Origin of the sequence: Dermacoccus sp. 147Ba (assembly GCF_004151355.1) — a bacterium.
GTDB classification, from domain to species: Bacteria; Actinomycetota; Actinomycetes; order Actinomycetales; family Dermatophilaceae; genus Dermacoccus; species Dermacoccus abyssi.
The window spans coordinates 154,138-174,671 of the sequence record NZ_SEHL01000001.1 but is presented as its reverse complement, the minus strand read 5'-3'; the positions used below and the strand labels follow the sequence as shown (position 1 = coordinate 174,671).

At 68.2% G+C, this 20,534-nt stretch carries 19 protein-coding genes and 1 tRNA gene; all 20 read right to left on the bottom strand.

Annotation, left to right across the window (positions count from 1 at the left end; genetic code table 11):
- Positions 1-52 precede the first annotated feature (52 nt).
- The 20 genes from atpA to EVU97_RS00735 all read right to left on the bottom strand — a co-directional run bounded on the left by atpA (position 53) and on the right by EVU97_RS00735 (position 20,526).
- On the bottom strand, positions 53-1,687 hold the full coding sequence (gene atpA / locus EVU97_RS00830; RefSeq protein WP_047311024.1) for a F0F1 ATP synthase subunit alpha: 1,635 nt from the start codon (positions 1,685-1,687) through the stop codon (positions 53-55).
- A gap of 80 nt (positions 1,688-1,767) precedes the next feature.
- Complete coding sequence (locus EVU97_RS00825) at positions 1,768-2,580, bottom strand: F0F1 ATP synthase subunit delta (RefSeq protein WP_129662717.1); 813 nt, start codon at positions 2,578-2,580, stop codon at positions 1,768-1,770.
- Positions 2,580-3,152: a F0F1 ATP synthase subunit B gene (locus tag EVU97_RS00820; protein ID WP_129662716.1), complete on the bottom strand. Its 573-nt coding sequence runs from the start codon at positions 3,150-3,152 to the stop codon at positions 2,580-2,582. The genes EVU97_RS00825 and EVU97_RS00820 overlap by 1 nt, the downstream gene beginning before the upstream one ends.
- A 48-nt stretch (positions 3,153-3,200) precedes the next feature.
- Complete coding sequence (gene atpE / locus EVU97_RS00815) at positions 3,201-3,410, bottom strand: ATP synthase F0 subunit C (RefSeq protein ID WP_047310252.1); 210 nt, start codon at positions 3,408-3,410, stop codon at positions 3,201-3,203.
- A gap of 71 nt (positions 3,411-3,481) precedes the next feature.
- Positions 3,482-4,291, bottom strand: a complete 810-nt coding sequence (atpB, locus tag EVU97_RS00810; protein ID WP_118912110.1) for a F0F1 ATP synthase subunit A — start codon at positions 4,289-4,291, stop codon at positions 3,482-3,484.
- A gap of 139 nt (positions 4,292-4,430) precedes the next feature.
- Entirely contained in the window at positions 4,431-4,892 is a 462-nt protein-coding gene (locus EVU97_RS00805; RefSeq protein ID WP_047310254.1) for a hypothetical protein, read from the bottom strand.
- An 87-nt stretch (positions 4,893-4,979) separates the two neighbouring features.
- On the bottom strand, positions 4,980-6,080 hold the full coding sequence (locus EVU97_RS00800; protein WP_118912112.1) for an MraY family glycosyltransferase: 1,101 nt from the start codon (positions 6,078-6,080) through the stop codon (positions 4,980-4,982).
- A 15-nt stretch (positions 6,081-6,095) separates the two neighbouring features.
- On the bottom strand, positions 6,096-7,367 hold the full coding sequence (glyA, locus tag EVU97_RS00795; protein WP_129662715.1) for a serine hydroxymethyltransferase: 1,272 nt from the start codon (positions 7,365-7,367) through the stop codon (positions 6,096-6,098).
- A gap of 10 nt (positions 7,368-7,377) precedes the next feature.
- Positions 7,378-8,367: an L-threonylcarbamoyladenylate synthase gene (locus tag EVU97_RS00790; RefSeq protein ID WP_129662714.1), complete on the bottom strand. Its 990-nt coding sequence runs from the start codon at positions 8,365-8,367 to the stop codon at positions 7,378-7,380.
- 103 nt (positions 8,368-8,470) lie between these two features.
- Complete coding sequence (locus tag EVU97_RS00785) at positions 8,471-8,854, bottom strand: DUF1304 domain-containing protein (RefSeq protein WP_047310258.1); 384 nt, start codon at positions 8,852-8,854, stop codon at positions 8,471-8,473.
- A complete protein-coding gene (prmC, locus tag EVU97_RS14890; protein WP_082128585.1) occupies positions 8,851-10,266 on the bottom strand; it encodes a peptide chain release factor N(5)-glutamine methyltransferase in 1,416 nt (471 codons plus the stop codon). Before prmC ends, EVU97_RS00785 begins: the two co-directional genes overlap by 4 nt.
- 4 nt (positions 10,267-10,270) lie before the next feature.
- Positions 10,271-11,353 (bottom strand): peptide chain release factor 1, encoded by a 1,083-nt coding sequence (gene prfA, locus EVU97_RS00775; RefSeq protein WP_047310259.1) that lies wholly within the window; start codon positions 11,351-11,353, stop codon positions 10,271-10,273.
- Positions 11,354-11,434: 81 nt separating this feature from the next.
- A complete protein-coding gene (gene rpmE / locus EVU97_RS00770; protein ID WP_129662711.1) occupies positions 11,435-11,650 on the bottom strand; it encodes a 50S ribosomal protein L31 in 216 nt (71 codons plus the stop codon).
- Positions 11,651-12,193: 543 nt separating this feature from the next.
- Complete coding sequence (gene rho, locus EVU97_RS00765; RefSeq protein ID WP_052946892.1) at positions 12,194-14,251, bottom strand: transcription termination factor Rho; 2,058 nt, start codon at positions 14,249-14,251, stop codon at positions 12,194-12,196.
- A 341-nt stretch (positions 14,252-14,592) separates the two neighbouring features.
- Positions 14,593-15,555, bottom strand: coding sequence for a homoserine kinase (gene thrB / locus EVU97_RS00760; RefSeq protein WP_052946698.1), 963 nt, complete (start codon positions 15,553-15,555; stop codon positions 14,593-14,595).
- 2 nt (positions 15,556-15,557) lie between these two features.
- Positions 15,558-16,661, bottom strand: coding sequence for a threonine synthase (gene thrC, locus EVU97_RS00755; protein ID WP_129662709.1), 1,104 nt, complete (start codon positions 16,659-16,661; stop codon positions 15,558-15,560).
- A gap of 1 nt (position 16,662) precedes the next feature.
- Entirely contained in the window at positions 16,663-17,976 is a 1,314-nt protein-coding gene (locus EVU97_RS00750; protein WP_129662707.1) for a homoserine dehydrogenase, read from the bottom strand.
- Positions 17,977-17,978: 2 nt separating this feature from the next.
- A complete protein-coding gene (gene lysA / locus EVU97_RS00745) occupies positions 17,979-19,346 on the bottom strand; it encodes a diaminopimelate decarboxylase (protein ID WP_129662704.1) in 1,368 nt (455 codons plus the stop codon).
- 65 nt (positions 19,347-19,411) lie between these two features.
- Positions 19,412-20,239: a hypothetical protein gene (locus tag EVU97_RS00740; RefSeq protein ID WP_129662701.1), complete on the bottom strand. Its 828-nt coding sequence runs from the start codon at positions 20,237-20,239 to the stop codon at positions 19,412-19,414.
- Positions 20,240-20,454: 215 nt separating this feature from the next.
- Positions 20,455-20,526, bottom strand: a tRNA-Arg gene (locus EVU97_RS00735).
- Positions 20,527-20,534 lie beyond the last annotated feature (8 nt).

The window sequence follows — 20,534 nt, the reverse complement described above, 5'->3', positions numbered from 1 at the left end:
GACCTTCGTACCGGCCCCGCGGGAGACCCCGACGGGGCCGGTACGAGGAGGATCACTGCTTGCGCTTGGTGATCTTCTCCTGGTTGATGTGGTCCTCGTCGATCTCGTCGAACTGCTCGGAACCCTCACCACTGCGGTCGGACGAAGCCTGGAACTGCTTCTTGAACGCTTCCATGTTCTTGGCGAAGACGTCCTTGCCGTCGTCGGCCAGCTTGCCGCTCTCGCGGATCGCGCGCATGAAGTCACCGTTCTCACGGTTCATGTACTCGATCCACTCGGCCTCGAAGCGCTGCACGTCCTCGGTCTTGACGTCGTCGAACTGACCGGTGGTACCGGCCCACAGCGACGCGACCTGGTTCTCGACCGGGAACGGGTTGTTCTGCGGCTGCTTGAACATCTCCATGAGGCGCTCACCGCGAGCGAGCTGACGACGCGAAGCGGCGTCGAGGTCGGAGGCGAACATGGCGAACGCCTGCATCTCGCGGAACTGAGCGAGGTCGACCTTGATCGAACCGGTGACGGCCTTCATAGCCTTCGTCATGGCGGCACCACCGACTCGCGACACGGAGATACCCACGTCGACGGCCGGGCGCTGGTTCGAGTTGAACAGGTCGGACTGGAGGAAGATCTGACCGTCGGTGATCGAGATGACGTTGGTCGGGATGTACGCCGAGACGTCACCGGCCTTCGTCTCGATGATCGGAAGACCCGTCATGGAGCCGTGGCCCAGGTCGTCGGAGAGCTTCGCGCAACGCTCGAGCAGACGCGAGTGCAGGTAGAAGACGTCACCCGGGTAGGCCTCACGGCCCGGCGGGCGGCGCAGCAGCAGCGACATGGCGCGGTAGGCCTCGGCCTGCTTGCTGAGGTCGTCGAAGACGATGAGGACGTGCTTGCCCTGGTACATCCAGTGCTGACCGATGGCCGAACCCGTGAACGGAGCCAGGTACTTGAAGCCCGCCGCGTCACCCGCCGGAGCGTTGACGATCGTCGTGTACTCCAGGGCGCCCGCCTCTTCGAGCGTGGCGCGAACCTCGGCGACGGTCGAGTTCTTCTGACCGATGGCGACGTAGATGCAGCGAACCTGCTTGTCCGGGTCGCCTGTCTCCCAGTTCTGCTTCTGGTTGATGATCGTGTCGGTGGCGATCGTCGTCTTGCCCGTCTTGCGGTCACCGATGATCAGCTGACGCTGACCGCGACCGATCGGCGTCATCGAGTCGATGGCCTTGATACCGGTCATGAGCGGCTCGTGGACCGACTTACGCTGAACGACGGTGGGCGCCTGGAGCTCGAGGGCGCGGCGGCCCTCGGCCTCGATGTCACCGAGACCGTCGATCGGCTGACCGAGCGGGTTGACGACGCGGCCCATGAAGCCGTCGCCGACCGGAACCGAGAGCACCTCGCCCGTGCGCTTGACGGGCTGGCCCTCTTCGATGCCGGCGAACTCGCCGAGGACGACGACACCGATCTCGTGAACGTCGAGGTTCAGCGCGATACCGAGCGTGCCGTCTTCGAACTGCAGCAGTTCGTTGGTCATGGCCGAGGGCAGACCCTCGACGTGCGCGATGCCGTCAGCGGCATCGGCAACGCGGCCGACCTCTTCGCGGGAGGCCGCGCCGGGCTCGTAGGACTGAACGTAACCGTTCAGCGCTTCCCGGATCTCCTCCGGACGGATCGAAAGCTCCGTCATCATCACTCCTTGTCATGGGCCCGCTTCGGGCGCCGAGCTGTTTTAGCTGGGCCGCGGTAGCGGCCCGGGATGGCGTCGTGTCAGCCGGACAGGTGGGCGCGTGCCTCGTCGAGACGGCGCGAGATCGTGCCGTCGATGACGTCGTCACCCACCTGAACCTTGATGCCGCCGACGACCTCGGGGTCGATGACGACGTTCGTCTGCACGGGCTTGCCGTACATCTTGGACAACGCGGCGCGCAGTCGCTCCGACTGCTCGCCCGTCAGTTCGACGGCGCTCGTGACGAGTGCCTGCGACTGACCACGACGGCTTGCGATACCGGCGAGGAATTCCTCCATCGTCCGGTCGAAGCGTCGTCCGCGGGGGTTGCCCGCTGCGCGACCGGCCAGGAAGAGAGTCTCCTCACTCACCTTGCCCTCGAGCAGACGGGAGACGAGGCCGCGCTTGTCCGCGCCGCTACGACCGCGGTCGGCCAGCGCGTCGCGCAGACCGGCATCGGAGGCAACCGTGCGCTCGAAGCGGAACATCTCGTTCTCGAACGAGTCGGCGCGTTCGGCCTTCTCCGCCGAGGCGGTGAGGGCTTCGACAGCGAGCTGCTCGAGTGCGTCGGACAGATCGCGCTCCGAGGACCAACGCTCGCCCACCGCAGCGGTGAGCACCTCGCTGGCCTCGTTGCCGACCTTGCCGCCGAACAGGCGCTGGGCGAGCCCGCGCTTGGCGTCGGCGTCACGCGACGAGTCGGCGAACGCACGACGGAGCGTGGCATTCCTGTCCATGACGTCGATGACCGCGAACAGGTCACGCGCCGTGGCCTTCGGGTCACTCAGGCCCGACAGCGTGCCGTTGAGCACCCGACGGGTCGAGGTGAGAGCCGTACGCGAAGAGCCCTGCATCAGGCATCCACTCGCGAACTGCCGGAGGCTTCCGGAAGGATGTCGCCGGACTCGAGCTCGGCGAGGAAGCGGTCGATGATGCCCTTCTGACGCGCTTCGTCGTGCAGGGACTCACCGACGATGCGGCTCGCGAGCTCGGTGGACAGACCGCCCACCTCGCTGCGGAGCTGAACCGTGGCCTGCTGACGCTCGGCCGCGATCTGCTTCGTCGCATTCTCGTTGATGCGCGTTGCCTCGGCCGTGGCCTGCTCGCGGCTCTCCGCGATGATGGCCGCGCCCTGGGCACGGGCGTCCTCGCGGATCTTCGCGGCCTCAGCACGCGCGTCGGCGAGCTGCGACTCGTACTGCTGCTTCGCGGCGTCGGCCTCCTTCTGGGCCTCCTCCGCCTTGGCGATGCCGCCCTCGATGGCCGCCGTACGCTCCGCGTACATGCGCTCCATGTTGGGAACGACCTTCGTCTTGAACAGCCAGTAGAGGATCGCGAAGGCGATGAGCCCGATGATCATCTCGGCCGGGTGCGGCAGGAGCGGAAGTGCCTCCGGCCAACCGGCGCCTTCAGATGCGAGGAACACCTTGGCTTCCTATCTGTTGAGGGGACTGATCAGGTTCGAAGAGCTGGATCAGCCCTGGAAGACGAACGCGAAGACCAGACCCAGGATGGCAAGGGCCTCGGTGAGGGCCATGCCGGTGAAGGCGATGGTCTGGAGCATGTTGCGAGCCTCGGGCTGGCGAGCCACACCCTGGATGTAGGCGGCGAAGATCAGGCCGATGCCGATACCGGGGCCGATAGCCGCAAGACCGTAGCCGAGGAATGCGATGTTGCCGGACATGTTGCTTCCTTTCGAGAGGCACCGGGACCTCTTCCCGGTGTCGCTGAGTTCAGAGGGTCAGAGTGTCCGAATCAGTGGTGTTCGGACGCCGCGTCCGCGATGTACAGAGCGGCAAGCATGGTGAAGATGAAGGCCTGCAAGAACTCGATGAGGAGTTCGAAGAAGGTCATCAGGATGGCCGAGGCGAAGGACAGGATTCCCGCGCCCTGCAGCCCGATGTTGCCACCGTGCAGGAGCAGGTACTCGCCACCGACGATGAACACGAGCAGCATGAGGTGCCCGGCCATCATGTTTCCGAAGAGTCGCAGTGCGAGCGTCAGCGGGCGGATGACGAAGTACGTGAGGAACTCGAGCACGAACATGATCGGCTTGAGCCAGCCGGGCAGACCCGGGGGGATGAGCGAACCCATGTACTTGCCGAAGCCACCCTTCGTCTTCACCGCAACCACGTGGTAGGTGATGAAGACGATGATCGTGAGAACGATCGGGAAGGCGATGCGGCCCGTGCTGGGGTACTGGATGAACGGGATGATGCCCGCCAGGTTGTTGAACAGGATCAGCGTGAAGCACGTGAGCAGCAGCGGAACGAACCGCATGAAGTCCTTGGAGCCGATGATGTCTCGGCCAATCGTGTTGCGCACGAAGTCGTAGGCACCCTCGGCCATGAACTGACGCTTGCTCGGCACGACGGAGAGCTTCTTGCCCGTGACCGAGACGAAGAACCAGCCGATGAGCAGGGCCGAGATGAGGAAAACGACCGCCGGGCGCGTGATGGCCCAGTTGCTGTCGCCGCCGATGAGGGGCCACCAGAAATCGCTCGTGGTCGGAGACTCGAAGGACTCCCCTTCGGCAACGAGGGCCGCGCCCGCGATGAAGCTCACAAATTCTCCTCAGTCAGCATCCAGCAAGAAAAGTCACAGTGTCTGTTGCAATCGGATCGGCCCTGCCGCCCTCGGCGGGGGCCCGATCGGTCGTGCACGCCGGAGACAGAACGCATTCTACCCGACGCAGTGGCGCGGTTCACGTTCGCCCACCTGCCCCGGCGTCGCCCGCCTCCGGGTCGTAGACCAGTTGGCGCGTTCGCATGAAGCTGCGCACCTGGAAGATCTGCCACGCCACGACCACGACGGCCACCGTGATACCGGTTGCCGGCCCGTCGAGCGAGTCGATACGGCGCGCAGCCACGAGCACCAGGCCGAGCACGATGATCTGGCCGAAGAAGACGGCCATGGCCGCAGCCATGATGGCCATGGGGTTGAGGTTGCGCAACGTGCGAAGGACGAGCAGACCGCTCGCGAAGAAGCCCAGGGCCAGCGCCGCACCGAAGAGGGCGGAAAGGCCCCCGGCGACACCACCGAGGACGAAGAAGACCACGGCACACACGAGCCCGATGAGCGCACTGGGCAGGAACGACGAGCGCAACATGGCGTCGAAGGGCGACACGGAGGTCACCCCGCGCGGTGCGGTGTCGTGGGAGTCCATGGGAGGGCTCTCAATCTGCTCTGGCGTGTGGTTTCACGTCGGGCGGAGGGGCCGGATTTCGGGGCGTCCGGGCGCTTGTGAAAACTATCACAAGGCCCTTCGGCGTCGCCAACGGGGCAGGCCCCACGTGAGCGCGAAGGCGAGCACGGTGAGCCCGATGAGAGCCGCCAGCGAGCGCTCCACGGGCCAGTACGCCATCGAGACGAGACCGAGCGCGATGCCGATGGACCACAGGTAGAGGATGAGCACGGCCGCGCGGTGAGTGTGACCGATCTGCAGCATCCGGTGGTGCAGGTGCCGGCCGTCCGCCTCCCACGGCTTCTGCCCGGATCGGATGCGTCTGACGATCGAGGCCGCGAAGTCCCACAGCGGCACCGCCAGAATGGCCAGCGGCACGAGCAGGGGAAGCATGAAGGCGACCGACGCGTCACCCGCACTCGAGACGACAGCCGGGTCGAGGTTTCCCGCGAACGAGATCGTGGCCGACGCCATGAGAGTGCCGAGCAGGAGCGAACCGGCGTCACCCATGAAGAGCCGAGCCGGATGGAAGTTGTGCGGCAGGAAGCCGACGCAGGCACCCACCGTTGCCGCGGAGATGAAGGCCGAGGTCGAGAAGACCCGATCCCCTGACGCCGAGGCCTGCTGGTAGGCGTAAAAGAAGAACGACGCCGACGCGATGGCGACCATGCCGGCCGCCAGACCGTCGAGGCCGTCCACCCAGTTCACCGCGTTGACGATGACGAGGATGACGAAGACCGACAGGACGACGAGGAACGGCGTCGGTAGGACGGTCTGCTCCCCCAGCGGCAGCATGAGGAACTGGACACCGGAGACGACGAGGACGCAGGCCGCGAGCGCCTGCCCGCCGAACTTGATGGCCCAGTTGAGCTCGGCGAAGTCGTCCCACGCGCCGAGGGCACACATCATGCCGGCCGCGATGAGTGTGCCGACGGCTTCACGCGTGCCGAAGATCTGGGACAGATACGGCAGTTGCGACGAGACGAGCGTCGCGGCGGCGAAACCGATGAACAGAGCCGTGCCGCCCAGGCGCGGGATCGGGACGGCATGCACGTCCCGCGCCCGCACCTGGGTCACCGCGCCGAAACGGATGGCCGCCCATCGTGCGAGCGGCGTCGCGACGAACGTGAAGACCGCCGCGACGACGCTGATGAGGAAGTACTCACGCACGGGCCGGCGCCGACCTCAGCGGGGGTAGGCGGGGAAACGCGTGACGAGGTCGGTGACCTGCTCGCGGATCTCCTTGGCGACGGCGTTGTCGGCCGAGCCGTCGGTTTCGGTGACGGCACGGTGAATGACGTCGGCGATGACGTCCATCTCCTCGAGACCCATACCCTGCGTCGTCACCGACGGCGTGCCGACACGGATACCCGAGGCCACGTTCGGCTTCTGCGGGTCGAACGGGATGGCGTTCTTGTTGAGCGTGATGCCTGCGGCGTCGCAGCGCAGTTCGGCGTCAGCGCCGGTGACACCGACGCCCTGCAGGTCGAGCAGCGACAGGTGCGTGTCCGTGCCACCGGTGGTCGGACGGATGCCCTTGGCCGCGAGGCCTTCGGCGAGACGCTGGGAGTTGGCGATGACGTCCTTCGCGTACTTGCGGTACTCCGGCGTCGCACACTCCTTGAAGTTGACCGCCTTCGCCGCGATCGTGTGCATCTGCGGGCCACCCTGCATCATCGGGAAGACGGCCTTGTCGATGGCCTTGGCGTGCTCTTCCTTGCAGACGATGGCGCCCGAGCGCGGGCCGCGCAGCACCTTGTGCGTGGTGAAGGAGACGACGTCGGCGTAGGGCACCGGCGACGGGATGGCCTTGCCTGCCACGAGACCGATGAAATGCGCTGCATCGACCCAGAAGATGGCACCGACCTCGTCGGCGATGGCGCGGAAGCGCTCGAAGTCGATGAGACGCGGGATGGCGGAGCCGCCGGCGAGGATGACCTTCGGCTTGTGCTCCTTGGCGAGGCGCTCGACCTCGTCGTAGTCGATGTCCTCGGTCTCCTTGTCGACGCCGTAGCCGACGGCGTTGAACCACTTACCCGAGAACGAAACCTTGGTGCCGTGCGTGAGGTGCCCGCCCATGGGCAGGCTCATGGCGAGGATGGTCTCGCCCGGCTGCATGAAGGCGCCGTAGACAGCCTGGTTCGCGGAGGCACCCGAGTGCGGCTGCACGTTCGCGTGATCGGCGCCGAACAGTGCCTTGGCGCGCTCGATGGCGATCTCCTCGGCCTTGTCGACCTCCGAGCAACCGCCGTAGTAGCGGCGGCCCGGGTAGCCCTCGGCGTACTTGTTCGACAGCGTCGAACCGAGCGCCGTGAGGACGGCCGGGCTCGACATGTTCTCGCTCGCGATGAGCTGCAGACCGCCGCGCAGACGATCGAGTTCGGAAATCAGCACACCGGCGATGTCGGGATCGAAGGACTCGAGGGCGGCGTAGTCGGAGCCGTAGAACGTCGTCATGGGTTCAACCTTAGTCGGTGGGACGCCCGGGACGACCGGGCAGTTCGGCACTTCGTACGGGCTCACGCTCGAAGGGCGGCTCTGCGCCCACGCCGCCCGCAGGCATGGCCTGGGTGGCGTCGCTCGAGCGGTCGACGTCAGCGCCCGCGCCGGGCGTCACCGGAACGGCACGCGTGCGCCGCTCGGCCCGCGTGGCGGGGGCCGCCGCGCTCTCGTCGGCGGCACTCTCGTCGCGGGAGTCGGTGGGACTTTGTGCGGCGTGGGTGGCGTCGCTCTCGTCGCCCGTCGAGGCGTCGGCCTCGGCGGCGGCTTCCTCGTCGGCCCGGGGCGTCTCGGAGACCGGAGCGCCGGTGGAGTCGAGCAGATCGATCGGGCCGAGCACCTCACGCAGCTGTTCGGGCGTGATGCCACCGCGGCGCAGAAGCACCGGGTCGGCCTTCGTGCAGTCGATGATCGTGCTCGCGAGGGCACCTGAACGCTCACCGCCGTCGAGGTAGACCTCCACGCTGGGACCGAAGGCGAAACCCGCCTCCGTGACGGTGCGGGCGGTCTCCTCACCGGTGCGGTTCGCGGAGCTGACCGCCATCGGCCCACTCGAGCGCAGCAGCTCGAGAGCGATCTCGTCGTCCGGCACGCGCAGGCCGACAGTGCCGTTCGTGTCACCGAGATCCCACATGAGCGAAGGCTGGGCGCGGAAGATGAGCGTCAGGCCACCGGGCCAGAAGCGCTCCATGAGGCGTCGCGCGTAGGAGGGCACGTTCATCGCGAGACCGTCGACGGTCTCGGCACTGGGCACGAGAACGGCGGGCGGCTTCTCACGGCCACGTCCCTTGGCGGCCAGCAGGCCTGCAACTCCGTCGGGGTTGAACGGGTCGGCGCCAACTCCGTAGACGGTGTCGGTGGGCAGGACGACGAGCTTGCCCTCGCCGATCGCCACCGTGGCGGCCTCGATCGCCGCAGCGCGATCCCCGCTGGTCGAGACGTCAAATACCGGGCTCACGCCACACTCCTCCAGGTCGAATCCGCCCTTGTTGCTTCCGCAAGTCTCCCCCACCGGCGCTCGCACGTCGAACCCGTGCCACGCCGCGACGGAGCCCGCCGCGTCATCGCGTGAGAGCCCACGCGAGCAGAGCGAGCAGCGGCAGGGCTCCCTGGACCGTCGCGGCACGCAGCTTGGCGCGATCGCTCGTCACGAGAACGAGCGCCGCCGCCACCATGAAGGCGCACCCGGTGACTAAGAGGGTCGAACCGACGGTCGGTGCTGCCCACAGGCAGACAACGCCCACGGCGACCTGGAGCGCGAGCAGAAGGTTGTACCAGCCCTGGTTGTACGCCCAGGGGCGCATGATCTCGGCCTCTTCGCGGCTCGCGATACCGAAGACCTTCATCGTCGCGGGGTCGGTGATGCGCAGCGACTCGAGCACGAAGATGTAGACGTGGACAAGAGCAGCCAGCGCGGCGGGCACCGCGACGAGGATCTGGCTCATGAACGCTCCTGGGCGTGATGGGCGTCGAGTGGAACAGAGGATTCCTCGACGTCGGGGAGATGGGTGGGGCGGCCCGCGATGACATCACGGGCCAGCCGGACGAGGTCCGCCGGCCAGACGGGGTGAGCCGCGGCGTCGAGATCGTCGAGCGACCACCACCGCCACTCCTGCATCGTCATCTGCTCTTCCGGAGTGAGGGCTGCGGGTTCGACGTCGAAGCGAGGGCATCGGACGACGAAGAAGGTCTCGTGTTGGTAGGTGATCTGGTCGGAGAATCCGTGAGAGACGGTCCGCGAGGCGACAGGGCCCACGACGTCGGCCTCGTCGATGCGTAAACCCGTTTCTTCCCACAGCTCCCGCACGGCTGCGGTTCGGGCACCCTCCCCCGGATCGACGCCGCCGCCCGGGGTGGCCCACCAGGTGAAGACCGGGTCGAGGCCCTGGTCGGAGTCGACGTAGAGCAGAACGGCGTCGCTCTCGTCGAGGACGACGAGGCGCACCGCCTCACGAGTTCGCGAGGGACGCTCGTGGGGCGCGACCGCTTCGAACGCGCCCCCACCCTCGCGGCGGGCGATCGTCATGCGCGGCTTGTCGGCGGCGTCGCGCACGTCGTGGGCCTGATCGAACCCACGGCTCGCGAGGAGAGCTGCGGGCAGCGTCTCGCCCTGGACGTCGGCGTGCTCCATGACGAGGTGCCCACCCGGCTTGAGCAGTGCGGCCGCCCGCTCGGCGATCTGCACCGGGAACCTCAAGCCGTCGTCGCTGCCGCCGTACAGCGCGATCGAGGGATCGTGATCGGCCACTTCCGGGTCGACCGGCACCATGCCGACAGGGATGTAGGGCGGGTTGCTCACGACGACGTCGAAACGGCCCTCAAGCCCCGCTAGAGCCTCACGCGCATCCTCAACGCTCAAGTGGACGTCGAGGCTCGTCGCGGCGATGTTGTGGGCCGTCCAGGCCGCTGCGGCCTCGTCGAGCTCAACTGCGCAGACATCGAGATCCGGGCGCTCGTGCTTGACGGCCAGCGCGATGGCACCTGAACCCGTGCACAGGTCGACAACGCGACCGCCGTGCGGGGCCAGGCGGATCGTCTCGTCGACGAGCATCTCCGTCTCCGGGCGGGGCACGAAAACGCCCGGCCCGACACTGAGCTCGAGGTGGCGGAACGGCGCCTTGCCGGTGAGATGCTGCAGGGGTAGTCGGGCCGCACGCTCGTCCACGAGGCCGGCGAAGCGCTCAGCCTCGGCGTCGTCGAGGTCACGCCCGAGGATCTCGAGGCGTCGCACCTCCCCCAGGGTCACACCGAGAGCGTGCGCCATGAGGGCGGCGGCGTCGTGGGCAGCGGATTCGACGCCGGCGTCGTACAGGCGCTGACGCGCGTTCCGGATCACGTCGCGCAGCGATGCTGCCACCGGTTCAGTCCTCCTGGCCGACGGCGGCCAGCCGCGCGGCCTCGTCGGCGTCAACTGCGGACTGGACCACGGCGTACAGGTCGCCGTCGAGCACGGTGTCGAGGTTGTAGGACTTGTAGCCGGTGCGGTGATCGGCGATGCGGTTCTCGGGGAAGTTGTAGGTGCGGATGCGCTCGCTGCGGTCCACGGTGCGCACCTGCGACTTGCGGGCCGCACTGGCCTCGGCCTCGCGCCGCTCGAGTTCGATCTGACGCAGGCGGGCCTTGAGCACGCGAAGCGCCGACTCCTTGTTCTGCAGCTGCGACTTCTCGTTCTGGCAGGAGACGACGACGCCGCTCGGCAGGTGGGTGATACGCACGGCCGAGTCGGTCGTGTTGACGCTCTGGCCGCCCGGTCCAGAGCTGCGGTAGACGTCGATCTTGAGGTCGTTCGGGCCGAACTCGACCTCGTCCTCCTCCTCGATGTCGGGCATGACGAGCACGCCGGCGGCGCTCGTGTGGATGCGGCCCTGGCTCTCGGTGACGGGGACACGCTGGACGCGGTGCACTCCGCCTTCGTACTTGAGACGCGCCCACGGCGCCTGCCCCGGCTCGGGGGTGCCCTTGGCGCGCACCGTGAGGCGGACGTCCTTGTAGCCGCCGAGGTCGGCGTCGGTGGCGTCGGAGATCTCCGCCTTCCAACCGCTGCGCTCGGCGAAGCGCAGGTACATGCGCACGAGGTCACCGGCGAACAGGGCCGATTCGGCGCCGCCCTCGCCGGCCTTGACCTCGAGGACGACGTCACGATCGTCGTCCTCGTCGCGCGGGAGCAGGAGCTTGCGCAGAACGTCGGCGGTCTCGTCGCGGTGCGTGCGCAGTGCGGGCAGTTCCTCGCCGAAGGCAGGGTCTTCCGCGGCGAGCTCTTCGGCGGCGCTCACGTCCTCGGTGGCGCTCTTCCACGCGTGGTACGCGGCGACCGTCGGGGCGAGCTGCGCGTACCGCTTGTTGAGCCGGCGCATGAGCGTCGGGTCGGCGTGCGTCGCGGGGTCGGCGAGCTGCTTCTCGAGGTCGTCGTACTCGGCGACGATCGTGGCTGCGGATTCAAGCACGGGGGCTCCTGGGCGTGGGAAGGACGTGGGAATGCAAAACGCCGACCCCAGCAGAGTTGCTGGGGTCGGCGTGTGCGAAGACTACTTGGCGTCCTTCTTGCCGTAGCGCGCCTGGAAGCGAGCGACTCGGCCACCGGTGTCCATGAGCTTCTGCTTACCCGTGTAGAAGGGGTGGCAGTTGGAGCACACTTCGACGTTGATCTTGCCGGACGTCGCGGTGCTGCGGGTCTCGAACGTGTTGCCGCAGGTGCAGGACACCGTCGTGGCGACGTATTCGGGGTGAAGGTTCCTCTTCACGGGGTTCTCCTAGCTGTTGAGGATGCCGCCGGGTCGTCTGCTCGGGCGAGCGACGTGAACCGGAAGCCAACAATGAAGTTTGCCAGACGAGCTGGACACCTTCCAAAACAGACGAAGCCCGGAACCTATTCCCGGGCCGTCGGCTGCCGATGCGGGACCGAACCAGACGCAGGACGTGGACGCAGCTGGCACCTCGGTGCGCGTAGGCGCGACTGGGGAAGAAACCTTCCCTACTTGCGTCCAGAAACGCCCCCGAAGACACAAGAAGGGAAGAGACCATCCCTATTTGCGTGTACGCGGGTACCACGAAAAGAGTGCGACACGTCATCGGAGAAGAGGGTGCGACACGTCATCGGATCAGAGTCCCTGTTGCGAGCCCCAAGCAGGCGACGGCGCAGACCGCTGGAAGCCGACCCGCCGCGTGTCGCAGCGAGACAGGCCCGCCAGGGCCTGGCCGCAAGACGCGCCTGGACGACGGCGAGGACCCTGGAAGCAGTGAGGCCGGTGCGAGCTCGCTCGCACCGGCCTCACTGCTGAACAGGATCAGTCCTCGTCGTCGTCCAGCTTGATGTTGGAGGTTTGCTGAACCTGCATGAGGAACTCGACGTTGTGCTTCGTCTTCTTGAGGCGGTCGATGAGCAGCTCGATGCCCTGCTGCTGGTCGAGTGCGGCAAGCACGCGACGCAGCTTCCACATGATCTTCAGCTCTTCGGCCGACAGGAGGATCTCCTCGCGTCGAGTACCGGAGGCGTTGATGTCGACGGCCGGGAAGATGCGGCGGTTGGCGAGGCCTCGGTCGAGCTTGAGCTCCATGTTGCCGGTGCCCTTGAACTCTTCGAAGATGACCTCGTCCATGCGCGAGCCGGTTTCGACGAGCGCCGTGGCGAGGATCGTCAGCGATCCGCCGTTCTCGATGTTGCGCGCGGCACCGAAGAACTTCTTCGGCGGGTAGAGCGCGGCCGAGTCGACACCACCGGAGAGGATGCGACCGCTCGCCGGGGCGGCGAGGTTGTACGCGCGTCCGAGCTTGGTGATCGAGTCGAGGAGGACGACGACGTCGTGACCCATCTCGACGAGGCGCTTGGCGCGCTCGATGGCGAGCTCGGCGACCGTCGTGTGGTCCGTGGCGGGACGGTCGAAGGTGGAGGCGATGACCTCACCCTTGACCGCGCGCTGCATGTCGGTGACTTCCTCGGGACGCTCGTCGACGAGGACGACCATGAGGTGGCACTCGGGGTTGTTCGTCGTGATGGCGTTCGCGATCGACTGCATGACCATCGTCTTACCGGCCTTGGCGGGCGCGACGATGAGGCCGCGCTGGCCCTTACCGATGGGGGCGACGAGGTCGATGATGCGGGTCGTGAGGACGTTCGGCGTCGTCTCGAGGCGCAGGCGCTCCTGCGGGTAGAGCGGCGTCAGCTTGCCGAACTCGACGCGCTTCTTGGCGGCGTCGACCGTCATGCCGTTGACGGTGTCGAGGCGCACGAGCGCGTTGAACTTCTGGCGTGCCGGCAGCTGCTCACCCTCGCGCAGGGCCCGCACGGCGCCGGTGACGGCGTCACCCTTGCGCAGTGCGTTCTTCTTGACGAGGTTCATCGGGACATAGACGTCCGTCGGGCCCGAGAGGTAGCCGGTAGTGCGCACGAAGGCGTAGTTGTCGAGGACGTCGACGATGCCGGCGACCGGCACGAGGACGTCGTCCTCGCGGATCTCGGGTGCCTCGTCCTCGAAGTCACGCCCACGGCCACCTCGGCGGCCGGAACGGTCACGGTCACGGCCGCGCTGACGACGGCGGCGTCCGCCGCGCTCGTCGTCATCGTTGTTGTTGCCGTTGTTGTTGCGCTCGTTGCGCCCGCCACGCTCGTTCTTGTCGGAACGGTCGTCGCGCTTGTCCGAACGGTCGTTGTTGTCGCGGTTCTCGCGGTTGTCCCGCTTGTCGCCGCGCTCACCGTCACGACGCTCGTTCTGGTTGCCCTGGCCACGCTCGCGCTTGTCGGAGCCGTCGTGCTTGTCCGGGCGCTCGTTGCTGCTCTTGTCGTGGCCCTTGTCGGAGTTGCCCTTGTCGGAACCCGACTGGTCGGAGGATCCGCGGTTCGAACCGGAGTCGTTGCCGTCACGCTTGCCACCGTCACGGCGCTCGTCGCGCTGGCCACGGCCGTCGTTCTTGGCGTTGTTCGACGCGTCGTTCTGGCCGGACTCGTTCTGAGCGTTCGCGCCGTCGTTCTGGCCGTCGCGCTTCGGACGCTCCTCGCCGCCGCGGCGACCGCGACGGGTACGCGGGCGTCCCTGCCCCTGCTCGTCACCGTTGTCCGACGCGTCACCTGCCGGTGCGCCGGCGGCGTTCGCGTTCGTGGAGTCACCGTCACGCTGGGCGCGTTGCGGCTTCTCGCTGGGCGCTTCGGCGGCCTGCTCTTCACGCACGGCACGACGCGCGCTCGGCGCGGTCGAGGTGAGCTCGCCGGCCTGCGGGCGGCTGCCGCTCACACCGTTGGCCTCCGCGCGCGCTGCGCGAATGGCAGCGACGAGGTCGACCTTGCGCATCTTGGAGATGCCACCGATACCCATGCTCTGCGCGAGCTGCTTGAGCTCGTCGAGGCGCATCGCGGACAGCGCGCCGCGCGGGCTGGACTGCGCCGGTGCGGCAGGCGTTTGTTCAGACACGAAGGATCCTTCCCCCTCGTTCGGCCCGCGTGTCAGATACGCGGACGGGATGTGAGTGGAGCCGGGTTCGAACAGAAACGAACCCGCTGCCGACCTCGTCCGGGGACGGACGGGGGATTCGGCAATGCACGAAAGCGCGGGTGGATCACCTGCGAGGCAGGTAGGCGTTCTTGGGACGTCGAAAGAAATTCGAGGCCTCCGCTGCCGCGACCGTGAAACGGTGACGGCCCGAGCGCCCTGGGAATTTCACCCGGGTGCACCTTGACGTTACACCCCCGACCTCACGAGGACGAAACCACGTGCACCCCACGGCTTGTTGTGCCGGGCGAAATGATCTCCACGTCGCTGGCCACCGCACGCACGGCTTCCTCTCCCTGCCCGCTCGTCAGGGCGAGCACGGTGGGCCCGGCGCCCGAGATGACGGCAGGGATGCCGGCGTCGCGCAGAGCGTCGACGAGGGCCATCGACTCGGGGTAGGCGGGGCGACGGGCTTCCTGGTGAAGGTAGTCCTGGGTGGCCGGCATGAGGAGACTCGGGTCCGCGGTGAGGGCGTGCGCAAGCAGCGCCGTGCGCCCCGAGTTGCGAGCGGCGACGGCGAGCGGAACGGCGGTGGGCAGCGCGGCACGCGCGGTGGCCGTCGACAGACGTCGCTGCGGCACGACGAGTACCGGCACGAGGTGGGGGTGCGGCGCGAGGACAGCGCTTCGCCAGTCGCCTGCGTCACCATTGCCGGCCCAGCTCACCGTAACGTTGCCGTACACGGACGCGGATGCGTTGTCCGGGTGGCCCTCGATGCTCGAGGCGATGTCGCTGACGAAGCGCAGCACGGTGTCGTCCGCGAGGTCGAGGCCCGCCAGGGCCGTCCCGAGCGCGACACCGGTGACCGCGGCACTGGCCGACGAGCCCATCCCGCGCGAGTGCGGAATGGCACCCCGGTAGCTCAGCCTCAGGCCCTGCGGAGCGTCCAGACCGAGCGCCTGCCAGGCGGCCACCATGGCCCGGTAGGCCAGGTGCGACTCGTCCAGCGGCACCTCCCCCTCACCGAAACCGGTGGCCTCGACGACGAGCGAGTCGCCCTCGACGCTCGCCTCGGCCTCGTCCCAGACGCCGAGCGCCATGCCGATAAAGTCGAAGCCCGGCCCGAGGTTGGCCGTGCTCGCAGGCACTCGCACTTGAGCGCGGGCACCGGCGGCGACGACGGCCCCGTCACGCAGCGGTTCGGCGCTCGTCACACGGTGCGCCATCGTCAGGAGTCGAGGCCGAGCGCCCGCGCCACCGAGTACGCGTCGACGTCGACGCGCTCGGGCTGGATGTCGTCACCGTCCGCGTTGCGCAGCGCCCACTGCGGGTCCTTGAGGCCGTGGCCCGTGACCGTGCAGACGATTGTGGCGCTCGCGGGAACCTGACCGGCGGCGTGCTTCTTGAGCAGGCCGGCAATCGACGCGGCCGAGGCGGGCTCGACAAAGATGCCCTCCTCGCTCGAGAGGTAGCGGTGGGCGTCGAGGATCTCGTCGTCGCTCACCCAGTCGATGAGGCCGCCGGAGTCGTCGCGGGCCTCCTCGGCCTGCTTCCACGACGCCGGGTTGCCGATACGGATTGCGGTGGCGATGGTCTCGGGCTCGTCGAACGGGTGCCCGGCGACGATGGGCGAGGCACCCTCGGCCTGGAAGCCCCACATCTTCGGCGTCTTCGTGGAGACGGCCGGCAGTTCGCGCCCGTCGGCGGTGGTGAACGGCGCCGCGTACTCGCGGTAGCCGCGCCAGTAGCCGGTGATGTTGCCCGCGTTGCCGACCGGCAGCACGTGGATGTCCGGGGCGTCACCGAGGGCGTCGACGATCTCGAAGCTTGCTGTCTTCTGCCCCTCGATGCGGGCCGGGTTGACGGAGTTGACGAGCTCGACCGGGTAGTTCTCGGCGAGCTTGCGCGCCACCGTGAGGCAGTCGTCGAAGTTGCCGTCGACTTGGAGCAGCTGCGCGCCGTGCGCGATGGCCTGGCTCAACTTGCCCATGGCGATCTTGCCGTCCGGCACGAGCACCGCACACGTCATGCCGGCCTTCGTCGCGTAGGCGGCTGCGGAGGCGGACGTGTTGCCCGTCGACGCGCAGATGACGGCTCTGGCACCGTTCTTCGCGGCCATCGACATCGCCGTCGTCATGCCGCGGTCCTTGAACGAGCCCGTCGGGTTGAGGCCCTCGTACTTGACGAAGACGCGGGCACCGACGCGCTTGCTCAGCTTCTCCGCCTCGATGAGCGGCGTGCCGCCCTCGCCGAGGGTGACGACGGGGGCTCCGTCGAGCATCGGCAGACGCTCGGCGTACTCGGTGATGACGCCGCGCCACAGGTGGGCCATGTCAGATTCCTTCCGCGCGCAGCACCGACGTCACGCTCGTGACGTCGGGCAGCTTCTTGATGGTGTCGACCGTGGTCGCGAGAGCCGATTCGGGGGCCTCGTGGGTCATGAACGTGAGCGAGGCGAGCCCGTCCTCGGAGCGGCGCACGCCTTGGCGCATACTCTCGATCGAGACGCCCTGATCGCCGAAGGCGCTCGTCACGCGACCGAGCACGCCGGGCTCGTCTGCCACCTCGACGCGCACGACGTAGCGGGTGAGCGATTCACCGATCGGCAGGATCGGCAGGTTGGCGTACGCCGACTCCCCCGCGCCGTGCGAGCCGCTGACGCGGTGCCGGGCGGCGTGGACGATGTCGCCCAGCACGGCGGATGCCGTGGGGTCGCCGCCGGCGCCACGCCCGTAGAACATGAGCTCGCCGGCGAGCTTCGTCTCGACGAAGACGGCGTTGAACGCCTCGCGCACCGTGGCGAGCGGGTGCGAGCGGGCGAGAAGCACGGGGTGCACCCGGACGTTGACGCCAGGGCCACCGTCGGCCCCGTCGCGCTCGACCTTCTCGGCGATGGCGAGCAACTTGATGACGCAACCGGCGCGGCGAGCGGCCTTGATGTCCTCCGCCGTCAGGCCCATGATGCCCTCGCAGTGCACGTCACTCGTGCGCACCCGGGTGTGGAACGCCAAGGAGGCGAGGATCGCAGCCTTGGCCTGGGCGTCGTGGCCCTCGACGTCGGCGGTCGGGTCGGCCTCGGCGTACCCGAGGCTCTGCGCCTCGGCGAGCACGTCCTCGAGGTTCGCGCCGGTGCGGTCCATCTTGTCGAGGATGAAGTTCGTCGTGCCGTTGACGATGCCGAGCACCTTCGTCACTTCGTCGCCGGCGAGCGACTCGCGCAGCGGGCGGATGAGCGGAATGGCGCCCGCAACGGCCGCCTCGTAGGAGAGGTCGACGCCGTGCTCCATCGCGAGTTGGTACAGCTCCGGACCGGCTTCGCCGAGGAGAGCCTTGTTGGCCGTGACGACGCTCGCGCCGTTCTCGAGGGCCTTCGTGATGAGCGACTTCGCAGGCTCCGTGCCGCCCATGAGCTCGACGACGATGTCGGCGCGCTCGACGAGGCCTTCGGCGTCGGTAGTGAACACGTCGGCGGGCAGGCCTGTCTCGGAACGGTCCTTCGACGCATCCCGAACGAGCGCGCCGACGATCTGGACCGGGGCCCCGACCCGGGCTTCGAAATCGGCTGCGTTGCGGGTGAGTTCACGCGCGACGGCGGCGCCGACGACGCCGCTGCCGAGCAGCGCCACCGTGATGGGCTTGGTCGTCATGGTCATTCCTCTTCCAGGGCGAGCAGGTCGTCGATGGTCTCCCGGCGCAGCAGGACGCGCGCGTCGCCGTCTTTGACGGCGACGACGGGCGGGCGCGGGACGTGGTTGTACTGCGACGCGAGCGCGCGGCAGTAGGCGCCGGTCGCGGCGACGGCGACGAGGTCACCGTCCGCGACGTCGGCGGGGAAGTTGATGTCGCGCACGACGATGTCGCCGCTCTCGCAGTGCTTGCCGACGATGCGGGTGGCCACGAGGTCGTCCGCGCCACCGCGGTTCGCGAGCGCCGCGTGGTAGTCAGCGGCGTAGAGAGCGGGGCGGGCGTTGTCGCCCATGCCGCCGTCGACGCTGACGTAGGAACGCACGAGGTCGTCCGTGGCCTGCACGGGCTTGACCGTGCCGACCCGGTAGAGCGTCACGCCGCCGGGGCCGATGATGCTGCGGCCCGGCTCGATCGAGACGCGCGGAACGGCGACACCGGCGTCGTCGCAGGCCGTCTTGACGATGCGCGCGAGCTGCTGCGCCATGTCCGCCGGCTCGAGCGGGGTGTCGCTGGGCAGGTAGGCGATGCCGAACCCTCCGCCGAGGTCGAGTTCGGGCAACTCGACGCCGTGCGTTCGCGCGACGTCGAGCTGGAGGGCGACGAGGCGCGTCGCGGCCTCCTCGAACCCGTCCGATTCGAAGATCTGCGAGCCGATGTGGCTGTGGAAGCCGAGCAGTTCGAGCTCGGGGTGGGCGAGCACCCGGCCCACGGCGTCGGCGACCTGACCGCCCGCGAGGGAGAAACCGAACTTCTGGTCCTCGTGGGCCGTCGCGATGAACTCGTGGGTGTGGGCCTCGACGCCGAGCTTGACGCGCAGCATGACGGGCGCGCGCAGGTCGTGCTTGGCGGCTGCCACGGCGACGCGTTCGATCTCCTCGAACGAGTCGACGACGATGCGCCCCACGCCGTACGCGAGCGCCGCGTCGATCTCCTCGAGGCTCTTGTTGTTGCCGTGCATGCCGATGGCCTCACCGGGCACCTCGGCCTTACGGGCGATGGCGAGTTCGCCGCCGGAGCAGACGTCGAGACGCAGGCCCTCCTCTACGACCCAGCGCGCGATGTGGGACGTGAGGAACGCCTTGCCCGCGTAGTAGACGTCGGCCACCGTGCCGATGTCGCCGAACGCCTGCGAGAACGCCTCGCGGTAGGCGCGGGCGCGCCGGCGCACGTCGTCCTCGTCGATGACGTAGGCGGGGGTGCCGAAGCGGTCGGCCAGTTCGGTGGCGGCAATACCGGCGATGCTGATGACGCCGTCATCCCCGCGGCGAGCCGTGCGTGGCCAGACGATCTCCTCGAGGGGGCCGGTCGGCGCGTTCGGTACGGAACTCACGTCGCTGTCTCCTGCGGTGTCGAAATCGCTGCCGGTCGTGCTCGTCGGGCAAGCCGATGAGCCGATCAATAGGGTACGGGGGCGGCCAGGCGGGCCGCCGTCAGCGCCCCTTCGAGGACTCTACGGGCGGCGTCGAACACCGGCAGATCCGTCCGCGTGGCGGGCGAGTGTTCGGCGAACTGCGTGGTGCGCTCCGCGAGGATGACGATCTGGGTGAGCAACGGACGGGTGCGGCCGGTGCGTACGGCGTCCTCTGCCGCTTGCGGGACGAGGGCGAGCGCCGCGAGGAGTCGCCGCCCGGCGCCATCCGCACTCGTGCCCGCGGCGTTTCCCGCCTCCTCGCCGGCCCCGACGCCCGCGACGGCGAGGGACGCGACCGAGTGTGCGCGTCGCACCAGAGCCAGAGTGTTCGCGTCACGGCGCGAGGCGAGGACGGACTCAGGTGCTGCGACAGGTACCGGAATCCGTTTCGGATGGGCGGCCTCGAGAAGCGCCCAGGTCAAGGCATCGAGGCCGATGCGTTCCGCGGCCGCCGCGAACGACATGGCTGCCCCGTCGATGCGAACGTCAGGCTGCACTGATTGCCACCTCGTCGTCGCCGCGTTGAGAGGGGCGAAGTCAGCCCGCAGGTGCGTGCACCACTCAGGACGCACAGCCACGTCGACGCTCAGTAGCCCCTCGTCGAAGGCCGCAAGCTCAAGCGCTCCGGGGGTCGTCTCGTCCAACGCCTGCCGAATCGCCGCGTGCGCCGCCTCGACGGAACTGGCGCGTCCCCGTTCGACCATGACGTGCGCCGCGTTGTTCGTGACGACGCCGGGTTCCTTCGACGGAGCCCACCGCCAGGCCACGCCGAGGCGCTCCCCCAGCGCCGAGGTCGTGGCCGCGTCGAACATGGGCATGAGCGTAGCGAGTGAGACAAAGTCGCTTACCGCTGGTGCGCCGCAGCTTGATCGTTCCCGCGTAGAGAATCAGGGAACACGTGCCCCCTGCAGGAACCGTCGCCCCTCGCAAGCTCGGGGCTCCTCCCGAATCCTTCGCGTTATTCAGGTATTGAGGAAGGCCGCCACACCTGCGCTAGCGCTTCGGCGTGACGGCCTTCCTCAACAAGTGCCCCCTGCAGGATTCGAACCTGCGCTCCCGCCTCCGGAGGGCGGTGCTCTATCCCCTGAGCTAAGGGGGCGGCGTGCG

Excerpts from the sequence above, each read along its gene's own strand:
- EVU97_RS00740 (WP_129662701.1), bottom strand. The coding sequence starts at position 20,239 with ATGTTCGACGCGGCCACGACCTCGGCGCTGGGGGAGCGCCTCGGCGTG.
- rho (WP_052946892.1), bottom strand. The coding sequence starts at position 14,251 with ATGCGCCTCGACGAGCTCAAGCAGCTCGCGCAGAGCATGGGTATCGGT.
- thrB (WP_052946698.1), bottom strand. The coding sequence starts at position 15,555 with ATGGCGCACCGTGTGACGAGCGCCGAACCGCTGCGTGACGGGGCCGTC.
- glyA (WP_129662715.1), bottom strand. The coding sequence starts at position 7,367 with ATGACGACGTTCTACGGCTCCGACTACGCCGCCCTCGAGTCCTTCGAT.
- EVU97_RS00825 (WP_129662717.1), bottom strand. The coding sequence starts at position 2,580 with ATGCAGGGCTCTTCGCGTACGGCTCTCACCTCGACCCGTCGGGTGCTC.
- EVU97_RS00750 (WP_129662707.1), bottom strand. The coding sequence starts at position 17,976 with ATGACGACCAAGCCCATCACGGTGGCGCTGCTCGGCAGCGGCGTCGTC.
- atpE (WP_047310252.1), bottom strand. The coding sequence starts at position 3,410 with ATGTCCGGCAACATCGCATTCCTCGGCTACGGTCTTGCGGCTATCGGC.
- EVU97_RS00785 (WP_047310258.1), bottom strand. The coding sequence starts at position 8,854 with ATGAGCCAGATCCTCGTCGCGGTGCCCGCCGCGCTGGCTGCTCTTGTC.
- thrC (WP_129662709.1), bottom strand. The coding sequence starts at position 16,661 with ATGGCCCACCTGTGGCGCGGCGTCATCACCGAGTACGCCGAGCGTCTG.
- atpA (WP_047311024.1), bottom strand. The coding sequence starts at position 1,687 with ATGACGGAGCTTTCGATCCGTCCGGAGGAGATCCGGGAAGCGCTGAAC.
- EVU97_RS00805 (WP_047310254.1), bottom strand. The coding sequence starts at position 4,892 with ATGGACTCCCACGACACCGCACCGCGCGGGGTGACCTCCGTGTCGCCC.